Source organism: Kaistia geumhonensis, assembly GCF_030815145.1.
Lineage (GTDB): Bacteria > Pseudomonadota > Alphaproteobacteria > Rhizobiales > Kaistiaceae > Kaistia > Kaistia geumhonensis.
Genome location: NZ_JAUSWJ010000001.1, coordinates 2211787 through 2235144 on the forward strand (window position 1 = coordinate 2211787; position 23358 = coordinate 2235144).

Here is a 23358-nt window from a genome sequence, read left to right on the forward strand (position 1 = left end):
GATCATCCGCGAGCGGCAACGGCCCGGCGGGCGGGATCGGGCTGCTCTTCCGGCTGATGCTCGAAGCTGTAATCGGCGAGGAGCACGATAGCCCTCGCGAAGACGACTTCCTCGTAGCGTGTCTTCTCGGCGTTCTGCCGCGCCTCGCCGGCGCGGCGCTCCAGCGTCGCGCGGATGAAATTGTCGCCCTTCGTCCTTCGAAAGCGGTGGGCCATCGCCTCGGCGCGGCGGGCCTGCGTCTCCATGCGCCGAACGGCACCGGCGATCTCGGTGCGCTGCTTGACCAGCGTATCGCGGATGGCGGCCACGAGATCGACGCTCTCGAACGGGATGTCGCTGTCGAGAACCGAGGCGACGAGTTCGTGGATATGGTCCATGGCGCGGCCCGAGAGCGCCGCGGCGTCGATCTCGCCCTCGTAGCCCGCCGCGTCGTAGGCGGAACGCCGCTCGGGATCGGACAGGACGGCATAGGCATGGGCGAGGCGGTGGAAAGCCTCGGCATTGCCGCCGACATCGGGATGCGCCTGGCGCGCCCGTCGCCGATAGGCCTTGTCGATCTCGCTCGCGCCTGCGTCGGACGCGACCGACAACTCGCTGTAGAGGCTCTTCTTCTCGGCCACCCGCCGTTCCCGCTGTTTCCGCCGCCCGTCATCCGGCAGCAGTCATGCCGCAGGAAAGGGCATCCCGTAAAGTCGCGCTCAGCCGCCGAACAGCCGCCCGAGGAATCCGGGCTCGCGATGGATGACGGTGCCGGGCGGGGGCGAGTCCGACTGGCCGACCGCCGCGGGCGGCACGGGACCCGGGTCGTAGCCCTGGCCATAGTCCTCGCCGCCATAGGTCTCGCGCGCGCTCGGCGGATAGCCGTTGGCGGCATAGCCGGGATCGGCCTCGGGCGGCGGAAGCGACGCCGCCCCGCGCTCGGGATCCGTGACCGCGGCATAGTCGGACGGCCGGGTGCTGCCGGTGAGATCGCCTGCCGGATCGACGAGGCCGCCGGGCGGCGGCGGACCGGCGTCCTCCAGCGCGCCGTTCGATTCGCCGCCCACCGTCTGCGGCGGCGCTGCGTCGGCCTGGAACCTCGCGGGATCGCGGAACGTGTAGTCGCCCGGAAGATTGGCCACCGCGACGCCCTGATGCGCCTCGATCATGAAGCGGTTCCAGATCTCGGCAGGCAGCGAACCGCCGGTCATGCGCTTGGTGGGCTTGAAATCGTCATTGCCGAGCCAGACGCCGGCCGTGAGATTGGCGGTGTAGCCGACGAACCAGGCATCGCGGGAATCGTTGGTGGTCCCGGTCTTGCCGGCGGCCGGCCAGCCGGCGATCGCCGCCTTGCGGCCGGTGCCGCGCGCCAGCGTGTCGGACAGCATCGAGTTCATCATGCCGACATAGGTCGGGTCGATGACCTGCACCGCGTCGGCATGCGGACGCTGGTAGAGGACCTTGCCATCGACCGCCTTCACGCTGGCGATGACATAGGGCGCCACCGCGTAGCCGCCATTGGCGAAGGGCACGTAGGAGTCGGTCAGCTCGAGCAGGTTCACCTCTGACGTGCCGAGCGCAATCGAAGGGTTGGGCTGGAGGTCGGACTTGATGCCGAGCCGGTGTGCCGTCGCGACGACGCCGGCCGGGCCGACCTCGTTGGCCAGCTGGACCGCCACGGTGTTGATCGAGAGAGCCAGCGCCGTCTGCAGGGTCACCGGGCCGCGATAGGTCTTCTCGTAGTTCTTCGGCTCCCATTTGCCGATCCGGGTCGGCTCGTCGATGCGCACCGTCTCCGGCGTCAGACCGAATTCGAGCGCCGTCAGGTAGACGAAGGGCTTGAAGGCGGAGCCCGGCTGGCGCTTCGCCTCGACCGCGCGGTTGAACTGGCTCTTCTCGTAATCGCGGCCGCCGACCATGGCGCGGACAGCGCCGGTGCCGTCGATCGCGACAAGCGCGCCCTGGCTGACGCCGTATTTCTTGCCGTTCTTGTCGAGAGTCTCTGTCACGGCGCGCGCCGCGGCATCTTCGAGATGGGAGTCGATCGTCGTCTCGACGATCACGTCCTGGTCGAGCGCACCGACCACATCGGGCACGACATCGGCGACCCAGTCGGCGACATAGTAGGCGCCACTGCCCGCGCCCTGGCTCTGCGGCTCGACCACGACCGCCACGGCCTGCTTCTCCTGGTCGGCCGTGATGAAGCCCTCCTCGCGCATGGCGGAAAGGACGAGATCGGCGCGCTGGTTGGCCGCTTCGGGATCGCTGGTCGGGGCATAGCGCGACGGCGCCTTCAGCAGCGCGGCGAGGATCGCGGCTTCCTTCAGCGAGATCTCGCGTGCCGACTTGCCGAAATAGCGGCGCGAGGCAGCATCGACACCATAGGCGCCGGCGCCGAGATAGACGCGGTTCAGATAGGCCTCCATGATCTGGCTCTTGGAGTATTTGAGCTCCAGCCAGACGGCCATCATCGCTTCCTGCAGCTTGCGCTGGAACGTGCGGTCGGGCTTCAGGAAGAGGTTCTTGGCGAGCTGCTGCGTGACGGTCGAGCCGCCCTGCACCACGCTGCCGGCCCGCGCGTTCACATAGGCCGCGCGGACGAGACCGTAGGGATCGACGCCGAAATGATCGTAGAATCGGCGGTCCTCGATCGCGACCACCGCTTGCGGAAGATAGGGCGGCAGTTCGTCGATGCGCACGAACTCGCCGCCGGTATCGCCTCGATTGGCGATCAGCGATCCGTCATTGGCGAGGATCTTGATATTCGGCGGCCGCTTCGGCAGCACCGACCAGTCGGTCGAGGACGGCAGCTGGCTCGCATAGTAGACGACGCCGCCGACCAGCGCGATCGAGCCCCAGACGGCGAGGATGATACCCCATTTGACCGTCGCGCGGAAAAACCGGAAGACGCCGGAGCCACCCTGCCGACGGCGCTCCCGCGCCTCGCGGCGGCGATCGGAAGCGCGCGCCCGGCGGCTGCGCGGGCGGTCGTTCTCGGCGTCGATATCGACGAAATCCACGTCCTCGGCATCGCGGGCCCGCCGGGAGCGGCCACCGCCGCCGGCTCGCCCGAATACGGCGCGGTCTTCCTCGCCGACGCGAATCGCGGAGCCGTCCTCGGCCTCGTCGCGGGGCCGGTCGAGGACCGGTTCGATCCGGTCGCGGCGGGGAGTCGGTCTCGCCATGCGGGCAGCGGGTCCTTTTCGTCGGAGGTCCAGCGTGTTTGTCCTCGCCCCGCGACATGACCGCGGAATGCGGCGATTTCGCGGGACAGGCGGCAATCGGCCCCAGAATAGCCGAAGCATGTAGTCGATCTGTTAAGAATGCCGCCCGACACGCGCGTGGCGAGACGCGTGTGACGAGCCCGACGGACGGACTTCCCTTCGCCGATCCGCTGTCCCATCTTCGGCGCGCCGAAAGGACCGCCCGTGCAAGCCGATACCGTCTCCATCCTGCTGCCGCTCGCCGTGGAGGGGCCCTATACCTATCGCGTTCCGCATGGCCTGACCCTGGCGCCCGGCGACATCGTCCGCGTGCCGCTCGGGCCGCGCGAGATGCTCGGCGCGGTCTGGGACGATCCGCCGGACGGCAGCGTCGGCCACAACCGCCTGAGGCCGGTCGCACATCGCTATGACGCGCCGCCGATCGAGGAGAGCCTGCGGCGCTTTGTCGACTGGGTCGCCCGCTACACCATGACGCCGCGCGGCATGATCCTGCGCATGGTGCTGCGGGCGCCGGAGGCGCTCCTGCCCGAGCGGGCCATCGCCGCGCTGCGTTTCTCGGGGACCGTCCCCGCCCGGCTGACGCCGGCGCGCGAGACGGTGCTCGGCCGCATGGCCGACGGCCAGCCGCTGCCGAAAACCGGGCTTTCCTCCGCGCTCGGCGTCTCCCCGGCGGTGATCGCGGGGCTGGTCGCGCAAGGCACGCTGGTCGAGGCGACGATCGCGCCGCCGCCCGTCGCGGCCCTGCCGGACCCCGACCACGCGCGGCCGGAGCTCGGCACCGGCCAGATCGAGGCGGCCGAGGCGCTGCGCGCCATGGTTGATGCCGGCAGCTACGAGGTGGCGCTCATCGATGGCGTCACCGGATCGGGCAAGACCGAGGTCTATTTCGAAGCGGTGGCGGAAGCGCTCCGCCGCGGTCGTCAGGCCCTGATCCTTCTGCCCGAGATCGCCCTCACCGGCGACTTCCTCGACCGCTTCGCCCGCCGCTTCGGCGCCCGGCCGGCGGAATGGCATTCGGAGCTGCCGCAGCGCGGGCGCGAACGCGTCTGGCGGGGCGTCGCGGACGGCACCGTCCGGGCGGTCGTCGGCGCCCGCTCCGCGCTCTTCCTGCCCTTTCGGGAGCTCGGGCTCGTCATCGTCGACGAAGAGCACGACGCAGCCTACAAGCAGGACGAGGGCGTGACCTATCATGCCCGTGACATGGCCGTGGTGCGCGGCAATCTCGGCGCCTTCCCGGTCGTCCTCGCCTCGGCGACGCCTTCGATCGAGAGCCGCGTCAACGCCGACCAGGGCCGCTATCGCCGCCTGCATCTGCCGGCGCGCTTCCGCGCCGCGAAGCTGCCCGAGATCCGTGCCATCGACCTTCGGACCGACCCGCCCGAGCGCGGCCGCTTCCTGTCGCCGGTGCTCGTCAAGGCGATGGAGGAGACGCTCGCCGCCGGTTCGCAGTCGCTGCTCTTCCTCAACCGCCGCGGCTATGCGCCCTTGACGCTCTGTCGAACCTGCGGCCACCGCTTCCAGTGCCCCAACTGCTCGAGCTGGCTGGTCGAGCATCGCTTCCGCGGCCAGCTCGTCTGCCACCATTGCGGACATTCCGAGCCTCGGCCGAGCCACTGCCCGATCTGCGCCAGCGAGGACAGCCTCGTCGCCTGCGGCCCCGGCGTGGAGCGGATCGCCGAGGAGGTCGCGGCCCGCTTCCCGGACGCGCGGGCCATCGTGCTCTCAAGCGACATGCAGGGCGGCGTGCAGCAGATGCGCGCCGAGCTCGAGGCGATCCGGTCTGGAGCGGTCGATATCGTCATCGGAACGCAGCTCGTCGCCAAGGGCCACAATTTCCCCGGCCTCGCGCTGGTCGGCGTGGTCGACGCCGATCTCGGCCTCGCGCAGGGCGATCCGCGCGCGGCCGAGCGCACCTTCCAGCTGCTGGCGCAGGTGACGGGGCGCGCCGGCCGCGCCGGCGGCGACAGCCGCGCCTTCCTGCAGACCTATGCGCCGGATCATCCGGTGATCGCCGCCATCGCGTCGGGCGATTCCGAGGCCTTCTACCAGCGCGAGATCGAGGCGCGTCGCGTCTCCGGCCTGCCGCCCTTCGGCCGTCTCGCCGGCCTCATCGTCTCGGCCGCAGACCGGGCGAGCGCGATGTCCCATGCCCAGGCGCTGCGCCGCATGGCGCCGCCCGAGGATGTCGCGATGGTGCTCGGGCCCTCGGAAGCGCCGCTCGCCGTGCTGCGCGGCCGCCACCGCTTCCGCCTGCTCGTCCGGGCGCCGCGCGGCTTCGACCTGCAAGGTTTCATCGCCGGCTGGCTGGCCGCGTCGCCGCCGCCGCGCGGCAGCGTCAAGGTGCAGATCGACATCGATCCGCTCAGCTTCCTCTAGCCTCCGGCGCCGAGTCGCCTTGCGAAGTGGAGCCGGGCGGGTTAGCCCATCTGCGGACCGTGCGGCATCCGCCGGCACGGCCCGCCGCACGAGCAGGAATGAGCATGGCCACGAAGAAAGTCATTTACGATACGGATCCCGGCGTCGACGATGCCATGGCGCTTCTCTTCCTGCTCGCGGCCCCCGATGTCGAACTCGTCGGCGTCACGACGGTGCTCGGCAATCACCGCATCGACGTGACGACCCGCAACGCGCTGTTCCTGAGGGATACCTTCGGCTTCGAGGCGCCGGTGGCGCGCGGCGCCGGCCGGCCGCTCGTGCTCGAGGAAAAGGACCCGCCGGTCTGGGTGCATGGCGAGAACGGCCTCGGCGACATCCTGCTGCCGGAGACGATCCGCTCCGAAGAGCATCCCCTGCCCGCGCACCGCTTCATCATCGAGACGGTGCGCAAGCATCCGCACGAGATCTCGATCGTCGCGGTCGGCCGCATGACCAATCTCGCGCTGGCGCTGCGCGAGGACCCGGAGATCGCCTCGCTGGTCAAGGAAATCGTCATCATGGGTGGCGCCTTCGGCTATCGCGGCCATTCGGGCAATGTGACGCCCGTGGCCGAGGCCAACATCATCGGCGACCCGCATGCCGCCGACGAGATGTTCGCGGCCTCCTGGCCGATCGTGGTCGTCGGCCTCGACGTCACCCAGGAAGCGATCATGAGCACGCCCTATCTGGAGGCGCTGCGCGATCGTGGCGGCCATATGGGCCGCTTCATCTGGGACGTGTCGCGCTACTACGAGCGCTTCTACCGCTCCTCGACCAAGTTCGACGGCATTCCGGTGCACGATTCCTCGGCGGTCGCCTATCTGCTCGACCCGACGCTGTTCACCACCCGCGGCGGCCCGATCCGCGTCGTCACCGAGGGTATCGCCATCGGCCAGACGATCCAGGCGCCCAACACCCGGCGCTTCCCGCCGAACAATGCCTGGGAAGGGCGGCCGGATCACAAGATCTGCATCGACGGCGACGCCGACCGCTTCCTCGAGCTTTATTTCGACACCATCGTCGCCGCCGCGGCGGGCGCCTGAGGAGACGTGCCGATGGCCGAGAGCGACGAGCGGCTGCTGCTGGTCACGTCCATCCCGCCCCGCTTCGGCGGCGAGGACGAACGGCGCCAGCTTTCGCGCGCCGGCCTCACCATCGCCGATGCGGTCGCCTCATTCGAGGCGGCCGGCTTCCGCGTCGTTTCCGTGAACCGCGAGGGCGAGAAGGCGGGGATCCATGGCTATCCGACGGTCGAGATCGTCGAGGTGCCGCCGGGCGGGCTGTTCCCCAACAAATACGGGCCGAGCTTCGGCCAGATTCTCGCGACCTTCGGCGACGGCCCCGGAGCCGTCGTCAATGCCGACATCTACATGGTGAAGAGCGATGTCGCGCGGGTGCTGCGCGAGCGGCCGGGTACGGTGCTCATTGCCCGCCGGCTGGACGTGGCGACGCAGGCGAAGGGCGTGGTCGGCACCTATAACCGCGGCATCGACGGCATCTTCTTCTCGGGCGGGGCGCTGGCCGAGCTCGCCGCCGATCCCGATCTCGGCGCCTTCCAGATGGGCGCCCCCTATTGGGACATCCTGCTGCCCACCGCCGCCTCGCTGCATCACCCGGTCGCCTTCGTGCCGGCGCCGTTCCTCCTGCACGAGATCCATCCGGCGCGCTGGAACTCCGCCGACTACAAGATGCTGCGCGAGCGGGCGGTGAAGGTCATCGTCGCGCATGCGCGCCGCTACAAGGATATCCGCCCGCAGGCCGCCGCCTTCCTGGCGGGGCTCGAGGGCTTTCTTGGCGGCCCGTTCGAGCCGCTGACCGAGAAGAAGATCAAGGACAGCGCGGTCTACATGAATCTCTGGCTCTCGAAGATCGAGCAGAGCCCGACCCGGATCGTCGCCGTCGACTACAACGACCCGACGATCAACCGCTTCATTTCGCAGCTCTTCGGCCACACCGCCGAGGCGCTGTCGATCGCCAACTGGCTGGATGCGCGCGAGGACGACGGCAAGGAATCGCTCCTCGCCAAGGTCCACCGCTTCGTGAAGCTGATCCTCAGGACCCGCCGCGCTCAGAAGAAGGTGGCGCGGGTCAAGAAGCTGTTTCCGAACTGACACGCGCCGGCGGACGTCCGCCGAGACGCGTCGTGGCCTCGGCGCCGGCCTTCACGCCTTCGGCGAGGCAGTGCTCCAGCCCGCCGCCACCGAGCCGGGCCGCGAGGAAGCCGGCGAGGAACGCATCGCCGGCGCCCGTGGTGTCGATGACCTCGACCGCGGGCGGAACGGCCTTCAGGAGAAGCTCCGAGGTTGCGACCTCCGCGCCGAGCGGGCCGCGCTTGACGGCCACCGTCTGGTAACGCTCGGTGAGGAAACGGGCCTGCTCGCGCGGCTCGGTGGAGCCGGACAGGAAGGCCGCCTCGTCGGCGTTCGGAAACAGGATCGAGGCATCGCGCGTCCAGCCGAGGAAATTGTCGCGGCCCACCTCCTCGAGGAAGCCGACCGAGGACGGATCGACCGTCACCGCGATGCCGCGCGCCCGAGCCACCGCCATCAGCGACATCACCGCCGCGCGCGGGCCGGGCGCGACGAGCGCGTAGCCGGAGACATGCAGGAGATCGAGCCCGGCGAGCAGGGAAACGGGCAGGTCGTCGTTGGAAAGCGAGTCGTTCGCGCCGCGATCGGTCAGGAACGAGCGCTCGCCGCCGTCCGAGATGATCGCGACCAGCATGCCGGTCTCGCGTTCCGCGTCGATGCCGAGGCGCGGCGTGACGCCGGCGGCGGCGAGCGCCCGCGCCTGCTCCGCGGCGTCGCGGCGGCCGACCTTGCCGGCGAGCGCGACGGGCACGCCGCGATGGGCGAGCCAGGCCGCCTGGTTGCAGGCCGAGCCGCCGGGCAGGACACCGATCTTCGCCCGCCGGTCGGAGCCGGGAATGATCGGTCCTTCCGGGCGGACCAGGATATCGGTCATCACGTCGCCGACGACGAGAACGCGCGGCGGCGGCAGCAGGGGCAGGGCATCTGTCTTGGAAGAGGTCATCGGGCCGCCGAATCGTGAAGGGGTCTTGCTTCCGCCCTTCTATAATGCGAATCGCGGCCGACACATGGGCCGTCATGCCCGCCCCGCGACAGTGCCGGCGCCATGGCCGCCATACTGCCGAGCCTTGAGGATCCGCGATGACTGCCGAGAACCCGCTTCTCACCGCCTGGACGACGCCCTTCGGCATGCCGCCCTTCGCTGCGATCAGGCCCGAGCATTATCGCCCGGCCTTCGAGACGGCGATCGCGGAGCACCAGCGCGAGATCGCGGCGATCGCCGACAACCCGGAGCCGCCGACCTTCGCCAACACGATCGAGGCGATGGAGCGCGCCGGGCGCCTGCTCGACCGGGTTGCCTCCGTCTTCTTCAACCTGACGGGCGCTCACACCAGCGATGATCTCGAGGCGATCGAGCTCGAGGTGGCGCCGCTGCTCTCGCGGCATCGCAGCGCCATCTATCTCAACGAGAAGCTGTTCCTACGCATCGACGCCATCGTCGAGGCCGCGCCGAAGGACCTCGACGCCGAGCAGGCGCGGGTCCTCGAGCGCTACCATACCGGCTTCCGCCGCTCGGGCGCCGGACTTCCGGCCGAGGTGAAGAAGCGGCTCGCCGCCATCTCGGAGCGTCTCGCGACGCTCGGCACCAATTTCGGACAGAACGTGCTCGCCGATGAGAAGGGCTGGTCGCTGGTGCTCGAAGGCGAGGACGACCTCGCCGGCCTGCCCGATTTCCTCGTCGCCTCGGCGGCGCAGGCGGCGCGCGACCGCGGGCTTGCCGAGGGCAAGCATGTCATTACGCTGTCGCGCTCCTCGATCGAGCCATTCCTCCAGTTTTCGGCCCGCCGCGACCTGCGGGAGAAGGCCTTCCTTGCCTGGACCGCCCGCGGCGAGGCCGGCAAGACCGACAATCGCGGCATCATCGCCGAGACGATCGCGCTGCGCAGCGAGCAGGCGACGCTGCTCGGTTATGAGAGCTTCGCTCATTTCCGGCTCGACGATTCCATGGCGAAGACGCCGGAAGCGGCGATGGGCCTCCTCACCTCGGTCTGGGAACCGGCCCGCAGCCGCGCCATCGAGGAGCGCGACGCGCTCCAGGCGCTGGTGCGCGAGGAGGGCGGCAATTTCGAGCTCGCCGCCTGGGACTGGCGCTATTATTCCGAGCGCCGCCGCAAGGCCGAGTTCGATCTCGACGAGGCGCTGCTGAAGCCCTACCTGCAACTGGACAAGGTGATCGAGGCTGCCTTCGACACCGCCTCCCGCCTGTTCGGCCTGCGCTTCACGGAACGCACCGACATTCCCGCCTATCATCCCGACGTGCGCGTGTTCGAAGTCACCGACGAGAGCGGCGCCCCGGTCGGTCTCTTCCTCGGTGACTATTTCGCCCGTTCCTCGAAGCGCAGCGGCGCCTGGATGAGCGATTATCGCGGCCAGGAGAAGCTGGTCGCCGATATCCGGCCGATCATCGTCAATGTCATGAATTTCGCGAAGGGCGCCGACGGCGCGCCCACCCTGCTCTCCTATGACGACGCCAGGACGCTGTTCCACGAGTTCGGCCATGGGCTGCACGGCCTGCTCTCCGACGTCACCTATCCCTCGATCGCCGGCACCAATGTCGCGCGCGACTTCGTCGAGTTCCCGTCCCAGCTCTACGAGCACTGGTTCGAACGTCCCGAGATCCTCTCGCGCTTCGCGGTGCATTACCGCACGGGAGAGCCGATGCCGGATGCGCTGATCGGCCGTCTCAAGGCGAGCCGCAGCTTCAACCAGGGCTTCGCCACGGTGGAATACGTCGCCTCGGCGCTGGTGGACATGAAGCTCCACCTGCTGAAGGAGGCGAAGAGCCTCGACGCGACGGCCTTCGAGAAGGCCGTGCTCGACGAGATCGGCATGCCTCAGGCCATGGTGATGCGCCACCGCACGCCCCACTTCCAGCACGTCTTCGCGGGCGACGGCTATTCCTCGGCCTATTACAGCTATCTCTGGTCCGAGACGCTCGACGCCGACGGGTTTCGCGCCTTCGAGGAAGCAGGCGACATCTTCGCGCCCGAGCCGGCGCGCAAGCTCAAGGACTTCGTCTATGCCGCCGGCAACCGCCGCACGCCGGACGAGGCCTATCGCGCCTTCCGCGGCCGCGACCCCGACCCCTCGGCGCTTCTGGAGAAGCGCGGCCTCATGGACACCGCCGTCTGAGCGGTTCCGTCAAATTCTGGAGACATGACATGACCACCGACAAGCCCGCCGTCACCAAGGCCGATCTCTCGGCGATGGAACTCAAGATGCTCGCCCGCGTCTCGCGCCCTGGTCCCTATGTCGGCCTCGACGGCAAGGCTGTCCAGCGTCTCATCGAGCTCGGCCTCGTCCGCGGCCGCGTCAACACCTACGCGCTGACGGAGGAGGGTTTTGCGGTCCTGAAGGAATAGCGCGAAGGAAGGGGCCGGTCCGGCCCCTTTCCAGCCGTCTTCAGACGTCCAGGTTCACCACGTTCAGCGCGTTGTCCTGGATGAAGTCGCGGCGGGGCTCGACCTCGTCGCCCATCAGCTTGGCGAAGATGTCGTCCGCGGCGTCCGCTTCCTTGATGCGGACCTGCAGCAGCGAACGGACGTTCGGGTCGAGCGTCGTTTCCCAGAGCTGCGAGGCGTTCATCTCGCCGAGGCCCTTGTAGCGCTGCAGCTGGATGCCCTTGCGACCGGCCGCGAAGACGGCCTCGAGCAGCGAGCGCGGCCCGAAGATCGGCGTCTCCTGATCCTTCCGCCGGAACACGGACGGCGTGTCGAAGACCTCGCGCAGCTTCGCCGAAATGGAATCGAGCTTGCGGGCGTCGGCGGAATCGATCAGCGCCGCATCGATCATCGCCGCCTCGCGCACGCCGCGCACCTCGCGCTCGAAGAGATAGCCACCGTCGCGCCCGAGCGTGCCGGTCCAGCCGCGCTCGATCTCGTCCGAGATGGCGTCGAGCCGCTCTGCGACCGTCTTCACGGCCGCCAGCGCGCGCTCCGGATCGTTCATCACCGCGCCGTTGAGCGCGCCGGCAATGGCGGCCTGCTCCACGAGACGGCGGTCATAGCGCGTGTGCATGCCGTCGATCAGATGCTTCACATTGCGCGCGTCGTTCACCACCGCCGCCAGATCCGCGCCGGCGCGCACCTCGCCGCCCCGAAGCTCGAGCCGCGCCTCGTCGACGCCCTGCTCGATCAGGTAGTCCTCAAGCGCGCGCTCGTTCTTGAGATACTGCTCGGAGCGCCCCTTGGTCACCTTGTAGAGCGGCGGCTGGGCGATGAAGACGTGGCCGCGCTCGATCAGCTCCGGCATCTGGCGGAAGAAGAAGGTCAGAAGCAGCGTGCGGATATGGGCGCCGTCGACGTCGGCGTCCGTCATGATGATGATCTTGTGATAGCGCAGCTTCTCGGGCGCGAACTCGTCCTTCCCGATCGAGGTGCCGAGCGCGATGATCAGCATGCCGATCTGCTCGGACGAGAGCATCTTGTCGAAGCGCGCGCGCTCGACATTGAGAATCTTGCCGCGGAGCGGCAGCACGGCCTGATTCTCGCGGTTGCGACCCTGCTTGGCGGAACCACCTGCGGAATCGCCCTCGACGATGAAGAGCTCCGACTTGGCCGGGTCGCGCTCCTGGCAGTCCGCGAGCTTGCCCGGCAGCGAGGCGATATCGAGCGCACCCTTGCGGCGGGTCAGCTCGCGCGCCTTGCGCGCCGCCTCTCGGGCCGTCGCCGCCTCGACCACCTTCGAGACGATCTGCTTCGATTCGCCCGGATGCTCCTCGAACCACTGGCCGAGCAGGTCGTTGACGAGGCTCTCCACCACGGGGCGGACCTCGGAGGAGACCAGCTTGTCCTTGGTCTGGGAGGAGAACTTCGGATCCGGCACCTTCACCGAAAGGACGGCGGTCAGGCCTTCGCGGCAGTCGTCGCCCGACAGGGCGACCTTCTCGCGCTTCGAAATGCCCTCGCGGTCGGCATAGCCCGTGACCTGCCGCGTCAGCGCGGCGCGGAAGCCAGCGAGATGCGTGCCGCCATCGCGCTGCGGGATGTTGTTGGTGAAGCAGAGGACATTCTCGTGGTAGCTGTCGTTCCACCACATCGCGACCTCGACCGAGATGCCGTCGCGCTCCGCCTTGATGGCGATCGGCGCACCGAGCAGCGGATGCTTGGCGCGGTCGAGATAACGGACAAAGGCCTCGAGACCGCCGTCATAGATCAGTTCCTCGCGGCGCGGCTCGACGCCCCGCCGGTCGGTCAGCACGATGCGGACGCCGGAATTCAGGAAGGCGAGCTCGCGCAGCCTGTGCTCCAGCGTATCGAAATCGAACTCGGTGCGGCTGAAGGTTTCGGACGAGGGCAGGAAGGTGATCTCGCTGCCCGAGCGCCCCTCGTAGACGCCGCTGACGGACTGCGACTCGTAGCTGCCGGTCACGATGAGCGGCGCGTCCGCGACGCCATGGGTGAAGCTCATCTCGTGGATCTTGCCGCCACGGCGGATCTTGAGCTTCAGCCAGGTCGACAGCGCGTTCACCACCGAGACGCCGACGCCGTGCAGGCCGCCGGAGACCTTGTAGGAATTCTGGTCGAACTTACCGCCGGCATGGAGCTGGGTCATGATGACCTCAGCCGCCGAAATGCCCTCGCCGCTGTGGATGTCAGTCGGAATGCCGCGGCCATTGTCGATGACCGTGCACGAACCATCGGGATTGAGCGTGACGGAAACGAGATCGGCATGGCCGGCCAGCGCCTCGTCGATGGCGTTGTCGACCACCTCATAGACCATGTGGTGCAGACCCGAACCGTCGTCGGTGTCGCCGATATACATGCCCGGCCGCTTGCGAACGGCATCCAAACCCTTGAGCACCTTGATGGAATCGGCGCCGTAGGCTTCCGAGGCATTGTCGCGGGCGATATCGGTCATCAAGTCTTTCCCGTTGGACCCGACCCGGAGCGCGAGCGCCGCGGGGCAGGCTACGATTCGTTTGGCTAATCTATTGCTTCTGCGATGGATTTGCACCTTTGGCCCTAGCGCCCAAAGACGGCGCCAAGGTGGCGGTGCAGGCTTTCGGCGAAGCGGCTTGCGCGAGCCCCGCCAAAGCGGCGATCCTCGCACCGGCTGCCCTCCCCCGCCGCCAAAACCGGAGCCGCCGCCGATGATGCACTGGATCGATCAGTTCCTCGCCACCTACGGCCTGATCGTCGTCTATCTCGGGGTCATCATCGAGGGAGACAGCGTCCTGCTGGCAGCCGGCTTCCTGGCCCATCAGGGCGTCCTGCACCCGACCGGGGTCTTCCTCGCCGCCTTCGCCGGCTCGCTCACCGGCGATCAGGTCCTCTACTATATAGGCCGATATGCGCGCGATTCGAGGCTGGTGAAGCGTCAGTCGGCACGACCGGCCTTCGCCCGGGTGCTCGACCTCATCCACCGCCATCGCGTGCCGTTCATCCTGTCGTTCCGCTTCATCTATGGCGTGCGCACGATCAGCCCGATCGCGATCGGCATCGCCGGCGTTCCGCCGCTGCTCTACACGGTGCTCAACGTCGTGGCCGCCGCCGCATGGGCGGCCTTGATCACGGCGATCGGTTATCTGTTCGGGCAGCTCATCGAACAGTATTCCGGACGCCTGCACGGGCTGGAGCACAAGCTGCTCATCGCCCTCGCCATCGGCGCGGTGTCGCTCGTGGTGCTGCATCTCGCGCGTGGCGCGCTCATGCGGCGGCAGGGCCGTCAGGCGCTGACGAAGACGAAGCCGGACTAGGCTCTGTTGACAGAGTTTTGTCACGTCTCCCTGCGGACGCTTTGCCGAAACTCCTGCCGCTGGCCTTTGACCGCTCGTGGAGTGTCAAGATTGCCCGAAATCCTGCCGCTCCGCGTTGTGTTGATATCTCCGCTAATCCTAGACAAGCCGACCTTCATTTTGCGGTGAAACGTCGGTTGAGCCCTCGTAGCTAGGGGTGTCGTTTTCGATCACCAATCGTCCCCGGAGTTGGTCGATAGCCCGTTGGAAAACCGCTGGATCGTCCAGTGCCCGAGAAAGAATTATTGCTCCTTGGATAGCGAGAACTGCCTCTTCCGCGAGGAGGCGCGATTGATCGGCTTCACGGCCCTGCCGAATAAGCGCTGACTGCAATGCGTCCACCCAAGCTACGAAATAACCTCGGATGGCTTGCGCGAAGAGGTCACGCGTATTGGCCACTGCCAGGGCACCGACGAGGCACACGCGCCTGCCGGACCGAAAATACTGGTCCGTCGAAGCGAGCATTGCACGGATGGCACCGTTGACATCGCTCTCGTTGCGCAACGGGGAATAGACGGCATCCTCGAACCATTGGCCGATTTCGTCGAGGACAGCCCGCACCATCTCTTCCTTTCCGTTCGGGAAGAAGTGGTAGAGGCTGCCCTTGCCGAGACCGGTAGCCTTGCCGATCAAGGCAAGGCTTGCGCCTTCGTAGCCATGTTCGCGGAAAACTTCGGCCAACGGGGCTATGGCGTCGGCCCTTTCAGCGACCATGCGGGCCATGACTAGAGGCCCAGATCGCTGAGGCTGGCGTGATCATCCGGCCGACGGCCAAGCGGCCAGTGGAACAGACGATCGCTTTCAGCAATCGGCATTTCATTGATGCTCGCGTGTCTGTGCGCCATCAGACCGTCCTCTGCGAATTCCCAGTTCTCGTTACCATATGCGCGGTACCAGCGGCCGCCATCGTCGCGATATTCATACGCGTAGCGTACCGCGATGCGGTTACCGGTGAACGCCCATAGCTCCTTTATGAGGCGGTATTCGTGCTCCTTGTTCCACTTACGTGTCAGAAATGCCTGAGCTTCTTCGCGATTGCTCGCGAACTCGACGCGGTTCCGCCAGCGGGTGTCGAGCGTATAGGCCAGAGCAACTTTCGCCGCGTCTCTGGTGTTCCAGCCGTCCTCCGCCAACCGAACCTTTTCGATGGCGCTCTCGCGGGTGAAGGGGGGAGTGGGGGACGTGACATCTCTAGTTCCCAGTTGAATTGATGAAAGTGTACCGATCGGTAATTTGTTTACCGATCGGTACAGTTACCCAGGAGCCTGTGGTTGTCAATCGGCATTTCCGTCTGGCTGCTCGAGATCGATTGGGAGCGGCGCGTTGTAGACTCGTTGGCGCCGCTACCGATCAGATCGGAGCGTGCTCACTCTGGTGCGATCGCGAGGGAGGCCGTACGCAACAGGGTATTTTCTAGAAGACGGATTAAATCCGGCCCAAGTCCTGCTACCCAAGCTGCTTCCCAAATCAGCGGAAGCGTGATTCAAAACTACCTCTTGGGAAGCGGTTTTTGGCTCGCGGCGAGCCAACGGTCAGGGACGCCCTCTTGGCTTCGTCCTGGCAGGCGGGGAGGATTCGGACCACAACGCCGTTCCCGACCGGCTGGCGATACCAGTCGGCAAGCCGAGACTGTTCCTTGCCGACAAGGGCTACGATGGTGATTTCCTGCGCGAGGAACTCCTGACCCATGGAATCAGCCCAGTCATTCCGCCGAAGGCCAACCGGAAGAAGCCGCCTGTCTGCGACATCCGGGTTTACACGGACAGAAACCGCATCGAGCGGTTGTTCAATCGCCTCAAGCAATTCAGTCGCGTTGCGACCCGATACGACAAGACACGAACATCCTTCTCAGCATTCCTTGCCCTGGCCGCCGCAAAGATATGGCTGCCATACTTTGTCAACAGTGCCTAGTTCGGCTCGGGCGGTTGGTGGCGCTGCTTGGGGGTCTTGAGGCCGGACCAGCTGGCGTTGATCTCGGCGCCGACCAGAACGACCAGCGCCGTGAACCACAACCAGAGCAGAAGGATCACCGGTCCGCCGAGCGAGCCATAGGTCGCGTCATAGACGGCGATGCGCGTAACGTAGAACGAGAACAGCGAGCAGCCCGGCAACCAGATCAGCGTCGCGGCGATGGCGCCCGGCATCATACGGCGCGCCCGTCGCCACGGCCCGCCCGGCTTCCTGTGCGGCACGACGAAATAGACCGCGGAGATCGACAGGAAGGCGATCAGCGCCAGGATCGGCCAGCGGATGAGCAGCAGCGTCGCGGTGTTGGCGTTCGGGGCGTGGAGCAGCGACAACGCGACCGGAACGGCCGCGATCACCGAAAGCGTCAGCACGGCGAATATGACGGCGCCAATCGTCAGGACGAGCGAGATGCCGACCGATACGAAGATGTTTCGGTCGTCGCGCACCTCATAGGCGAAATTGACGCCACTCATGAGGGCGGCGACACCGGCGCGCGCCGACCAGAGCGCGATCGCGGTCGCGACGACGAGGCCGGTATTCAGCTGCGCCGGCCCCTTCTTCGCAAGGCCCGTGAGGAAATCGAGCACGATCGGCCGTGCCTCGTCGGGCAGAATCGACGCGATCTGCGCCGCGTGCCTGGTCACGTTGGAGAGGTCGAACAGCAGGCCGTAGAGCGAAATGAAGATCGCGAGCGCGGGAAAAACGGCAAGGAAGCTGTAGAACGCGACACCGGCCGCAATGAGCGCATCGTCATGGGCGACGAAACGGACGAAGACGTTGGAGAGAAGCTTCCAGCCCGTGATGTGCCAGGGCCGCGGCGAATTCGTCGCCGCGGTCTCGCTGCGCGACGTCCGCGCCTCTGCCACATCAGCCCGCATCGCCATTCAGTCAGTTCCTCGTGCCGAGCCGCACCATGCTAGCAGAAACCCGGCATGGCTTGGCAAACCGGCGCGCGGCTCATCGCCGCGTGAACGCCGCTGCGGCGAGGGCGGACGCGAGCGCCGCGGTCGCGGCGATCAGCGCCACGGCCACGATTGGCCGCTCCATGCCGCGCTCGACGAGGGCGCCGGCGATCGCCGAGCCCTTGCGCTCGGCCTTGCGGGCACGCGCCTCGGCCTCGTCAGCCAGGTCGTGGAAGACATTCCGGACGGTCTCGCGCTGGTCGCGCACCGCGCGGGCCGCTTCCGAGGTCGCGGCGCGGGCCGCGCGCCGGGCCTGCGAGCTCATGGCGCTTGCCGTGGCGGAGATCCGGGCCGCCGCCTGTTCGATATCGTCCTGCCGGGACATGACGCACCCCTTCCTGCATGGTGAAGACCGCCGTCAACGCATGGGCGCCGCGAAGGTTCATCGACGGGCCAGGCTTCATCGGGGCGGCGGATCACTCTCTCCGGGCACGAGTTCGATCGGCCAGACCTCCTGCACGAGCCCAACCGGATGGCTGTCGCGATAGGCGGGCATCGTCGCGAGCAGGCCCTCCGCGAGACGCCGGCCCAGGTCGAAAAGCGAAATCCGAAAACACGTGAGAGTTGGCGAGAGAAACCCGGTCAGCTGCGACTGGCGGAGCCCGATCACCGCCATGTCGCGACCGGGCATCAGACCGGCCTCGTGCAGGCGCCGATAGACGCCAATGGCCATGTTCTCGTTGACGAGCACCACGGCGGTCGGCCGCGGCTCGAGGGCGAGCAACGCATCGGCGCTGCGATAACCGCCTTCCTCGTCGGTCTGCTCGGCGCGCACGAGCAGCTGCGGATCGTAGGCGATGCCGTTCGCCGCGAGGGCCGCGCGATAGGCGTCGGCAAAGATGTAGCCGAGATTGATTTCGGAACCGGGATTGACCAGCCCGATGCGCCGATGTCCCCGCGCGACGAGCCGGTTCACGGCCTGCGTCGCGACGCCCTCGAAATCGAGATCGATCCAGGGATGGCTGCCTCCCGAGAGGCTGCGCCCGAGCGCGATGAACGGAATCTCGCGCTCGATCAGGAAATCGATGCGAGGATCGTGCCGCTGGATGGCCGAGATGAACAGCGCATCGACGAAGCGGCGGGCGACGACACGGCGAACATGGTCATAGGGATCGTCGCCCGACGGACAGAGCAGCACCACGAGATCGAGATGATGCGGGGCGAAGACTTTCTGCACCCCGTCATAGACGCTCGTGAAGAAGGTGTCGCCGTGATTGCTCATCTCGCTGTTGGTCTCGACCATGAAGCCGATGGCGTTGGTCGTGCCCTGGCGAAGGCTGCGGCCCGACTGGTTCGGCACATAGCCGAGTTCAGCCGCTGCCTCGAGCACGCGCTTCCGCGTCTCGGCATTGACGTCCGAACGGCCGTTCAGCGCCCGCGAGACCGTGCCGATGGAGATGTTCAGATGGCTGGCAAGTTCGCGAATGCTCACGCGGCTCCGACTCCTTCCTCGATCCTGCCGCGTTTGGCGGCCGTCTGCCGCCCTCCTCCCGAGGTAGCGGCAAAGGCTTCGCCATTGGTCCGCCACATCGGCTCTCTTGACAAGAGGTGAGTGCTGAGGTGTGATCGTAAACGTTTACGACATCGATGCAGCGCACCGAAAACGTTTGCGGTGCAGCAATTAATGTCGAGGGGAGGAGAATCTGGAATGCAGCGTGCCGCACTGATCGGTTGCGGAGCCATGAGTCGTGCATGGTTCGAGGCCGCGAAGACGATCGATGGTCTGGAGATCGTCGGCGTCGCGGATATCGACCATGATCGTGCCGCTGCCCGCGCCGCGGAGTTCGGCCTCGAGCAGGCCGTGATCGCGACCAGCATCGAGGATCTCCTCGCCCGGGCCGAACCGGACATGCTGTTCGACGTCGTCGTGCCGGGCGCCCGCCATCACGTCGTCTCCTCGGCGCTTGCCGCCGGCTGCCACGTCCTTTCCGAAAAGCCGATGGCGGACTCGCTGGACCAGGCGCGCGACCTCGTCGCCCGCGCCCGCGCCGCGGACCGGCTGCATGTAGTGATCCAGAACCGCCGCTACCTCGCCGCGCCCCGCCGCATCCGCCGGCTCATTGCCAGCGGCGCCATCGGCGACGTGACCTCGATCCACTGCGACTTCTTCCTCGGCCCGCATTTCGGCGGCTTCCGGGAGGAGATGGACCATGTGCTGCTGCTCGACATGGCGATCCATACCTTCGATGCGGCCCGCTTCCTCGCCGGCGCCGAGCCGGAGGGCGTCTATTGCCGCGAGTGGGAGCCGAAGAACTCCTGGTACAAGCAGGGTTCCTCGGCCGCGGCCATTTTCGAGTTCGGCGAGGGCGTGATCTTCAACTATCGCGGTTCCTGGTGCGCGAACGGGCTCGGCACGAGCTGGGAGAGCGCCTGGCGCATCACCGGAACCAAGGGGTCGCTCGTCTGGGACGGGCATGACGACATACGGGCCGAGATCGCCACCGGCGATATCAAGGGCCTGTTCTCCGAGGTGGCCGCCGTCGAGATTCCTCCACTCGACCCGTCCGACAGGACAGGCGGCCACCTCGGCCTCGTTCAGGATTTCGTCGCCGCGACTCGCGGCGGCCCCGTGCCGGAGACGGTGGGCTCCCAGAACATCAGGAGCCTCGCCATGGTTTTCGGCGCCATCGAGAGCGCCACCACCGGCCGCCGCGTCGAGATCAGCATCTGAGGCGTTCCGCCTCTCGCGTCACATGTCCAAGGAGAAAATGGTGAGCAACCCCGCGCTCGACATCCGCATCGGCACCATGGTGAAGGGCAATGCCGCCGATCCGGCCGCCTATGTCCGCCAGATCCTGCCGCTCGGCTTCGAGTCGATCGAGCCCTTCTTCTGGCAGACGATCGGCGACAAGGACATTCCGCGGCTCGCCGGCGAGCTCAAGGAAGCGATCGGCGACCAGGACGTCGTGATCGATACGCTCGGCATGTTCGGCAATCCGCTCGAGGATACGGATCTCGACCGGCAGACGCTCGAGGGCTGGAAGACGCTGATCGACAACGCCCATCTCTTCGGCGCCAAGACGATCGCGGGCTTCACCGGCCGCGTGCGCGGCCGTCCGATCGAGGAAAGCCTGCCGCGCTACAAGCAGGTCTTCGGCGAGCTCGCCAAGCGCGCCGCCGACAAGGGCGTGCGCATCGCTTTCGAGAACTGCGCCATGGACGGCAACTGGGCGACCGGCGACTGGAACATCGCCCACAATCCCGACGCCTGGGAACTGATGTTCAACGAGACGCCGGACGACAATATCGGCCTCGAATGGGAGCCGTGCCATCAGATGGTCTATCTGATCGACCCGATCCCGCAGATCCGCAAATGGGCGCCGAAGTTCTTCCACATTCACGGCAAGGACGCGACGATCCGCTGGGACGTGATCCGCGAGAACGGCATCTTCGGCAAGTATCCCTTCGTGCAGATGCGCTCGCCCGGCTTCGGCGACAGCGACTGGACGCGCATCATCAGCGAGCTTCGCCTCGCCGGCTACAAGGGAACGATCGATATCGAGGGCTGGCACGATCCGGTCTATCGCGACGCGCTGGAGATGACCGGCCAAGTGCGCTCGCTCAACTTCCTGAAGGAAGCGCGGGGCGGCGCCGCCTTCGTTCCGAACCCGAGCTGACGATCTTCACGGGTCACGAGCCCGTGCCGCCTCGCCGCGCCATGCGGCGGGGCGACTGCCTGGAGGGGCGCCGATCCCGACCGGATCGAAAAGACTGAACGACTGAACCGTGGAGGAGAGCATGCGGAATATGAAATTGCTGCTGGCCGGCGCCCTGGCGCTCGCCGGTTCGACCGTCCTGGCCTCGGCCGAGGAAGTGACCCTCAATGTCTGGACGATCGACCGGGAGGAGGACCCCGGTTACATGTATGTGATGGCGAAGGAGTTCCAGAAGCTCCATCCCGAGGTGAAGTTCAACATCAAGCATGTCGAATTCGCCGACTGGGCGAACGACATCACGCGCGCCGTCGCGACCGGCACCGCGCCGGACGTCGCCTATGTCGACAACCCGAACACGCCGTTCCTGTCCTCGAAGGGCGCGCTGCTCGACATCTCGCCCTATATCAAGGACTCGAAGGTCGTCGATCCGTCGAAGATCTTCCCGGGCCCGCTCTCGACCGTCACCTGGGACGGCAAGATCTACGGTCTGCCGCGCGGCTCCAACACGATCGCGCTCTACTACAACAAGGACATGTTCAAGGCCGCCGGGCTCGACCCGGACAAGCCGCCGCAGACCTGGGACGAGCTGTACGAGACGGCCAAGAAGCTGACCGACCCGTCGAAGAACGTCTACGGCCTCGCCTTCTCGGCGAATGCGAACGAGGAAGGCACCTTCCAGTTCCTGCCCTGGATCCAGTCCTCGGGCGGCAATTTCGACAAGGTCAACGGCCCCGGCGCGGTCAAGGCGCTCGAGCTCTGGCAGAAGATCATCGACGAGAAGCTCGCCTCGCCGGACACGCTGATCCGCGGCCAGTATGACAGCTTCGCCACCTTCAATGCGCAGAACGCCGCCATGGCCATTTCCGGCCCGTGGGAGCTGCCGCGCATGTCGAAGGACGCCAAGTTCGATGTCGGCATCACGCTGCTGCCGATTCCGGAAGCCGGCGCAAAGCGCGCCTCGGCGCTCGGCGAAGGCAACAACGTGATCTTCGCCAAGACCAAGCATCCCAAGGAAGCCTACGCGTATCTCGAATACATGTATTCGCAGATGCCGCGCGTCTGGAACGAGTTCGGCTTCGTGCCGTCCTACCCGGTCGAGGTCAAGGATCCGAAGTGGCCGGCCGAATACGCGGTCTTCGTCGAGTCGATGAAGTACGCTGCGGCCCGCGGCCCCTCGCCGGATTGGGCGAAGATCTCGAAGGCGATCTCGACCGCCATCCAGCAGGCCCTGACGCACCAGACGGACGCCCAGACCGCGCTGAACACCGCGCAGACGACGATCGAGGGCATCGTCAACAAGTGAGTGAATGCGGGGCGGCGCGCCTTGCGCGCAGCCGCCCGTCCATCCGGCGCGCCGCGACCCCTTGCAGGAGCGCGGCGCTCCTCGATATTGCCCCACGCCTTTCTCGGAGACAGCGTCCATGTCGGCCCTCTTCCGCGGCCTGCGCGACGGCCATGGTTTCGATGCGCTGCTGGCATTGCTCGCGCTCGTCTATCTGCTGACCTTCTCGGCCTTCCCCCTCGTCTACAACATCGTGATGTCGTTCCAGGAAGTGGACATGTTCAGCATGGCTGATCTCGTCCGCCCCTTTGTCGGCCTCGCGAACTACAAGACGCTGTTCGCCTCCCCCGACTTCTGGCCGATCCTGCGCAACACGGCGCTGTTCGTGCTGCTGTCGATCGTGTTCCAGCTCGCGATCGGCTTCGGCCTGGCGCTCTTCATGCAGCAGGATTTCCCCGGCGCGACCTATCTGCGCGGCCTGTTCCTGGCGGCCTGGATCATGCCGGCGCTGGTCGTCGGCGCGGTGTGGAAGTGGATCTTCGCCGGCGACTTCGGCGTGCTGAACTATTTCCTGCAGCAGCTCGGCCTCGTCGGCAGCAAGGTGTTCTGGCTCTCCGATCCGGCGATCTCGCTCTATTCGGTGACCATCGCGAATATCTGGCTCGGCATTCCCTTCAACATGATCCTCCTGTCGGTCGGCCTCGCCGGCATCCCGAAGGACATGTACGAGGCCGCGGCGCTCGACGGGGCCAATGCGCTGCAGCGCTTCTGGCACATGACGCTGCCGATGATGCGCTCGACGCTCGGCGCGGTGATCTCGCTCGGCATCATCTTCACGCTCCAGCAGTTCGACCTCTTCGCCTCGCTGACGCAGGGCGGGCCCGCCAACGCCTCGAATGTCGCGCAATACTGGTCGTGGCAGCTCTCGTTCCAGACCTACGACATCGCGTCTGGCAGCGCCGTTTCCTGCCTGATGCTCGGCTTCGTCATCGTCGTCGCCGTCATCTATGTCCGCTCCACGCGGCACGAACACCGCGCGTGAGGGT

At 66.8% G+C, this 23358-nt stretch carries 18 protein-coding genes and 2 pseudogenes; 11 read left to right on the forward strand and 9 right to left on the reverse strand.

Annotated elements, in window-relative coordinates:
• Nucleotides 1-2: 2 nt before the first annotated feature.
• Together QO015_RS10495 and QO015_RS10500 are read right to left on the reverse strand one after the other, a co-directional pair.
• Complete coding sequence (locus tag QO015_RS10495) at nt 3-620, reverse strand: DnaJ domain-containing protein (protein WP_266279566.1); 618 nt, start codon at nt 618-620, stop codon at nt 3-5.
• 78 nt (nt 621-698) lie between these two features.
• Nucleotides 699-3164, reverse strand: a complete 2466-nt coding sequence (locus QO015_RS10500; RefSeq protein WP_266279565.1) for a transglycosylase domain-containing protein — start codon at nt 3162-3164, stop codon at nt 699-701.
• 243 nt (nt 3165-3407) lie between these two features.
• On the opposite strand from QO015_RS10500, the gene QO015_RS10505 reads away from it, so the two are divergent.
• The 3 genes from QO015_RS10505 to QO015_RS10515 all read left to right on the forward strand — a co-directional run bounded on the left by QO015_RS10505 (nt 3408) and on the right by QO015_RS10515 (nt 7729).
• Entirely contained in the window at nt 3408-5579 is a 2172-nt protein-coding gene (locus tag QO015_RS10505; protein ID WP_266279564.1) for a primosomal protein N', read from the forward strand.
• Between the two features lie 104 nt (nt 5580-5683).
• Nucleotides 5684-6661, forward strand: a complete 978-nt coding sequence (locus QO015_RS10510) for a nucleoside hydrolase (RefSeq protein WP_266279563.1) — start codon at nt 5684-5686, stop codon at nt 6659-6661.
• A 12-nt stretch (nt 6662-6673) separates the two neighbouring features.
• Complete coding sequence (locus tag QO015_RS10515) at nt 6674-7729, forward strand: hypothetical protein (protein WP_266279562.1); 1056 nt, start codon at nt 6674-6676, stop codon at nt 7727-7729.
• On the opposite strand, the gene QO015_RS10520 is transcribed toward QO015_RS10515, so the two are convergent.
• Entirely contained in the window at nt 7707-8651 is a 945-nt protein-coding gene (locus QO015_RS10520; RefSeq protein WP_266279560.1) for a carbohydrate kinase family protein, read from the reverse strand. The genes QO015_RS10515 and QO015_RS10520 overlap by 23 nt on opposite strands.
• 137 nt (nt 8652-8788) lie before the next feature.
• Here QO015_RS10520 and QO015_RS10525 point away from each other — a divergent pair, with 137 nt between their 5' ends.
• Both QO015_RS10525 and QO015_RS10530 read left to right on the forward strand, forming a co-directional pair.
• Nucleotides 8789-10840, forward strand: a complete 2052-nt coding sequence (locus QO015_RS10525; RefSeq protein WP_266279559.1) for a M3 family metallopeptidase — start codon at nt 8789-8791, stop codon at nt 10838-10840.
• 29 nt (nt 10841-10869) lie between these two features.
• Nucleotides 10870-11070, forward strand: a complete 201-nt coding sequence (locus tag QO015_RS10530; RefSeq protein ID WP_266279557.1) for a hypothetical protein — start codon at nt 10870-10872, stop codon at nt 11068-11070.
• A 40-nt stretch (nt 11071-11110) separates the two neighbouring features.
• On the opposite strand, the gene gyrB is transcribed toward QO015_RS10530, so the two are convergent.
• Nucleotides 11111-13567: a DNA topoisomerase (ATP-hydrolyzing) subunit B gene (gene gyrB / locus QO015_RS10535; RefSeq protein WP_266279555.1), complete on the reverse strand. Its 2457-nt coding sequence runs from the start codon at nt 13565-13567 to the stop codon at nt 11111-11113.
• 232 nt (nt 13568-13799) lie between these two features.
• Between gyrB and QO015_RS10540 the strand changes: the two genes are divergently transcribed.
• On the forward strand, nt 13800-14405 hold the full coding sequence (locus tag QO015_RS10540) for a DedA family protein (RefSeq protein ID WP_266279554.1): 606 nt from the start codon (nt 13800-13802) through the stop codon (nt 14403-14405).
• Nucleotides 14406-14543: 138 nt separating this feature from the next.
• Here the strand turns inward: QO015_RS10540 and QO015_RS10545 are convergent, their stop codons facing one another.
• Together QO015_RS10545 and QO015_RS10550 are read right to left on the reverse strand one after the other, a co-directional pair.
• Complete coding sequence (locus QO015_RS10545) at nt 14544-15167, reverse strand: TetR/AcrR family transcriptional regulator (RefSeq protein WP_266279553.1); 624 nt, start codon at nt 15165-15167, stop codon at nt 14544-14546.
• 2 nt (nt 15168-15169) lie between these two features.
• A pseudogene (locus QO015_RS10550) lies at nt 15170-15633 on the reverse strand (nuclear transport factor 2 family protein).
• 332 nt (nt 15634-15965) lie between these two features.
• Here QO015_RS10550 and QO015_RS10555 point away from each other — a divergent pair.
• A pseudogene (locus tag QO015_RS10555) lies at nt 15966-16355 on the forward strand (IS5 family transposase); the annotation flags it as partial.
• On the opposite strand, the gene QO015_RS10560 reads toward QO015_RS10555, so the two are convergent.
• The 3 genes from QO015_RS10560 to QO015_RS10570 form a co-directional block, all read right to left on the reverse strand.
• On the reverse strand, nt 16352-17296 hold the full coding sequence (locus tag QO015_RS10560) for a YihY/virulence factor BrkB family protein (protein WP_266279551.1): 945 nt from the start codon (nt 17294-17296) through the stop codon (nt 16352-16354). The pseudogene QO015_RS10555 and the gene QO015_RS10560 overlap by 4 nt on opposite strands.
• A gap of 73 nt (nt 17297-17369) precedes the next feature.
• Nucleotides 17370-17699 carry a hypothetical protein gene (locus tag QO015_RS10565; RefSeq protein WP_266279550.1) on the reverse strand — a complete coding sequence of 110 codons (330 nt, stop codon included), beginning with the start codon at nt 17697-17699 and terminating at the stop codon, nt 17370-17372.
• 75 nt (nt 17700-17774) lie between these two features.
• Entirely contained in the window at nt 17775-18806 is a 1032-nt protein-coding gene (locus QO015_RS10570; protein ID WP_266279549.1) for a substrate-binding domain-containing protein, read from the reverse strand.
• Nucleotides 18807-19022: 216 nt separating this feature from the next.
• Here QO015_RS10570 and QO015_RS10575 point away from each other — a divergent pair, with 216 nt between their 5' ends.
• The 4 genes from QO015_RS10575 (at nt 19023) to QO015_RS10590 (ending at nt 23354) form a co-directional block, all read left to right on the forward strand.
• Nucleotides 19023-20045 (forward strand): Gfo/Idh/MocA family protein, encoded by a 1023-nt coding sequence (locus tag QO015_RS10575; RefSeq protein ID WP_266279547.1) that lies wholly within the window; start codon nt 19023-19025, stop codon nt 20043-20045.
• Between the two features lie 37 nt (nt 20046-20082).
• On the forward strand, nt 20083-20991 hold the full coding sequence (locus QO015_RS10580; protein WP_266279546.1) for a sugar phosphate isomerase/epimerase family protein: 909 nt from the start codon (nt 20083-20085) through the stop codon (nt 20989-20991).
• Nucleotides 20992-21112: 121 nt separating this feature from the next.
• Complete coding sequence (locus QO015_RS10585) at nt 21113-22333, forward strand: ABC transporter substrate-binding protein (RefSeq protein ID WP_266279544.1); 1221 nt, start codon at nt 21113-21115, stop codon at nt 22331-22333.
• A gap of 118 nt (nt 22334-22451) precedes the next feature.
• Entirely contained in the window at nt 22452-23354 is a 903-nt protein-coding gene (locus tag QO015_RS10590) for a carbohydrate ABC transporter permease (RefSeq protein WP_266279542.1), read from the forward strand.
• Nucleotides 23355-23358 lie beyond the last annotated feature (4 nt).

Coding starts and splice junctions, on each gene's coding strand:
- QO015_RS10515 (WP_266279562.1), top strand. CDS start 6,674: ATGGCCGAGAGCGACGAGCGGCTGCTGCTGGTCACGTCCATCCCGCCC.
- QO015_RS10525 (WP_266279559.1), top strand. CDS start 8,789: ATGACTGCCGAGAACCCGCTTCTCACCGCCTGGACGACGCCCTTCGGC.
- QO015_RS10540 (WP_266279554.1), top strand. CDS start 13,800: ATGATGCACTGGATCGATCAGTTCCTCGCCACCTACGGCCTGATCGTC.
- QO015_RS10520 (WP_266279560.1), bottom strand. CDS start 8,651: ATGACCTCTTCCAAGACAGATGCCCTGCCCCTGCTGCCGCCGCCGCGC.
- QO015_RS10575 (WP_266279547.1), top strand. CDS start 19,023: ATGCAGCGTGCCGCACTGATCGGTTGCGGAGCCATGAGTCGTGCATGG.
- QO015_RS10585 (WP_266279544.1), top strand. CDS start 21,113: ATGCGGAATATGAAATTGCTGCTGGCCGGCGCCCTGGCGCTCGCCGGT.
- QO015_RS10510 (WP_266279563.1), top strand. CDS start 5,684: ATGGCCACGAAGAAAGTCATTTACGATACGGATCCCGGCGTCGACGAT.
- QO015_RS10565 (WP_266279550.1), bottom strand. CDS start 17,699: ATGTCCCGGCAGGACGATATCGAACAGGCGGCGGCCCGGATCTCCGCC.
- QO015_RS10500 (WP_266279565.1), bottom strand. CDS start 3,164: ATGGCGAGACCGACTCCCCGCCGCGACCGGATCGAACCGGTCCTCGAC.
- QO015_RS10560 (WP_266279551.1), bottom strand. CDS start 17,296: ATGGCGATGCGGGCTGATGTGGCAGAGGCGCGGACGTCGCGCAGCGAG.
- gyrB (WP_266279555.1), bottom strand. CDS start 13,567: ATGACCGATATCGCCCGCGACAATGCCTCGGAAGCCTACGGCGCCGAT.
- QO015_RS10590 (WP_266279542.1), top strand. CDS start 22,452: ATGTCGGCCCTCTTCCGCGGCCTGCGCGACGGCCATGGTTTCGATGCG.
- QO015_RS10530 (WP_266279557.1), top strand. CDS start 10,870: ATGACCACCGACAAGCCCGCCGTCACCAAGGCCGATCTCTCGGCGATG.
- QO015_RS10545 (WP_266279553.1), bottom strand. CDS start 15,167: ATGGCCCGCATGGTCGCTGAAAGGGCCGACGCCATAGCCCCGTTGGCC.
- QO015_RS10580 (WP_266279546.1), top strand. CDS start 20,083: ATGGTGAGCAACCCCGCGCTCGACATCCGCATCGGCACCATGGTGAAG.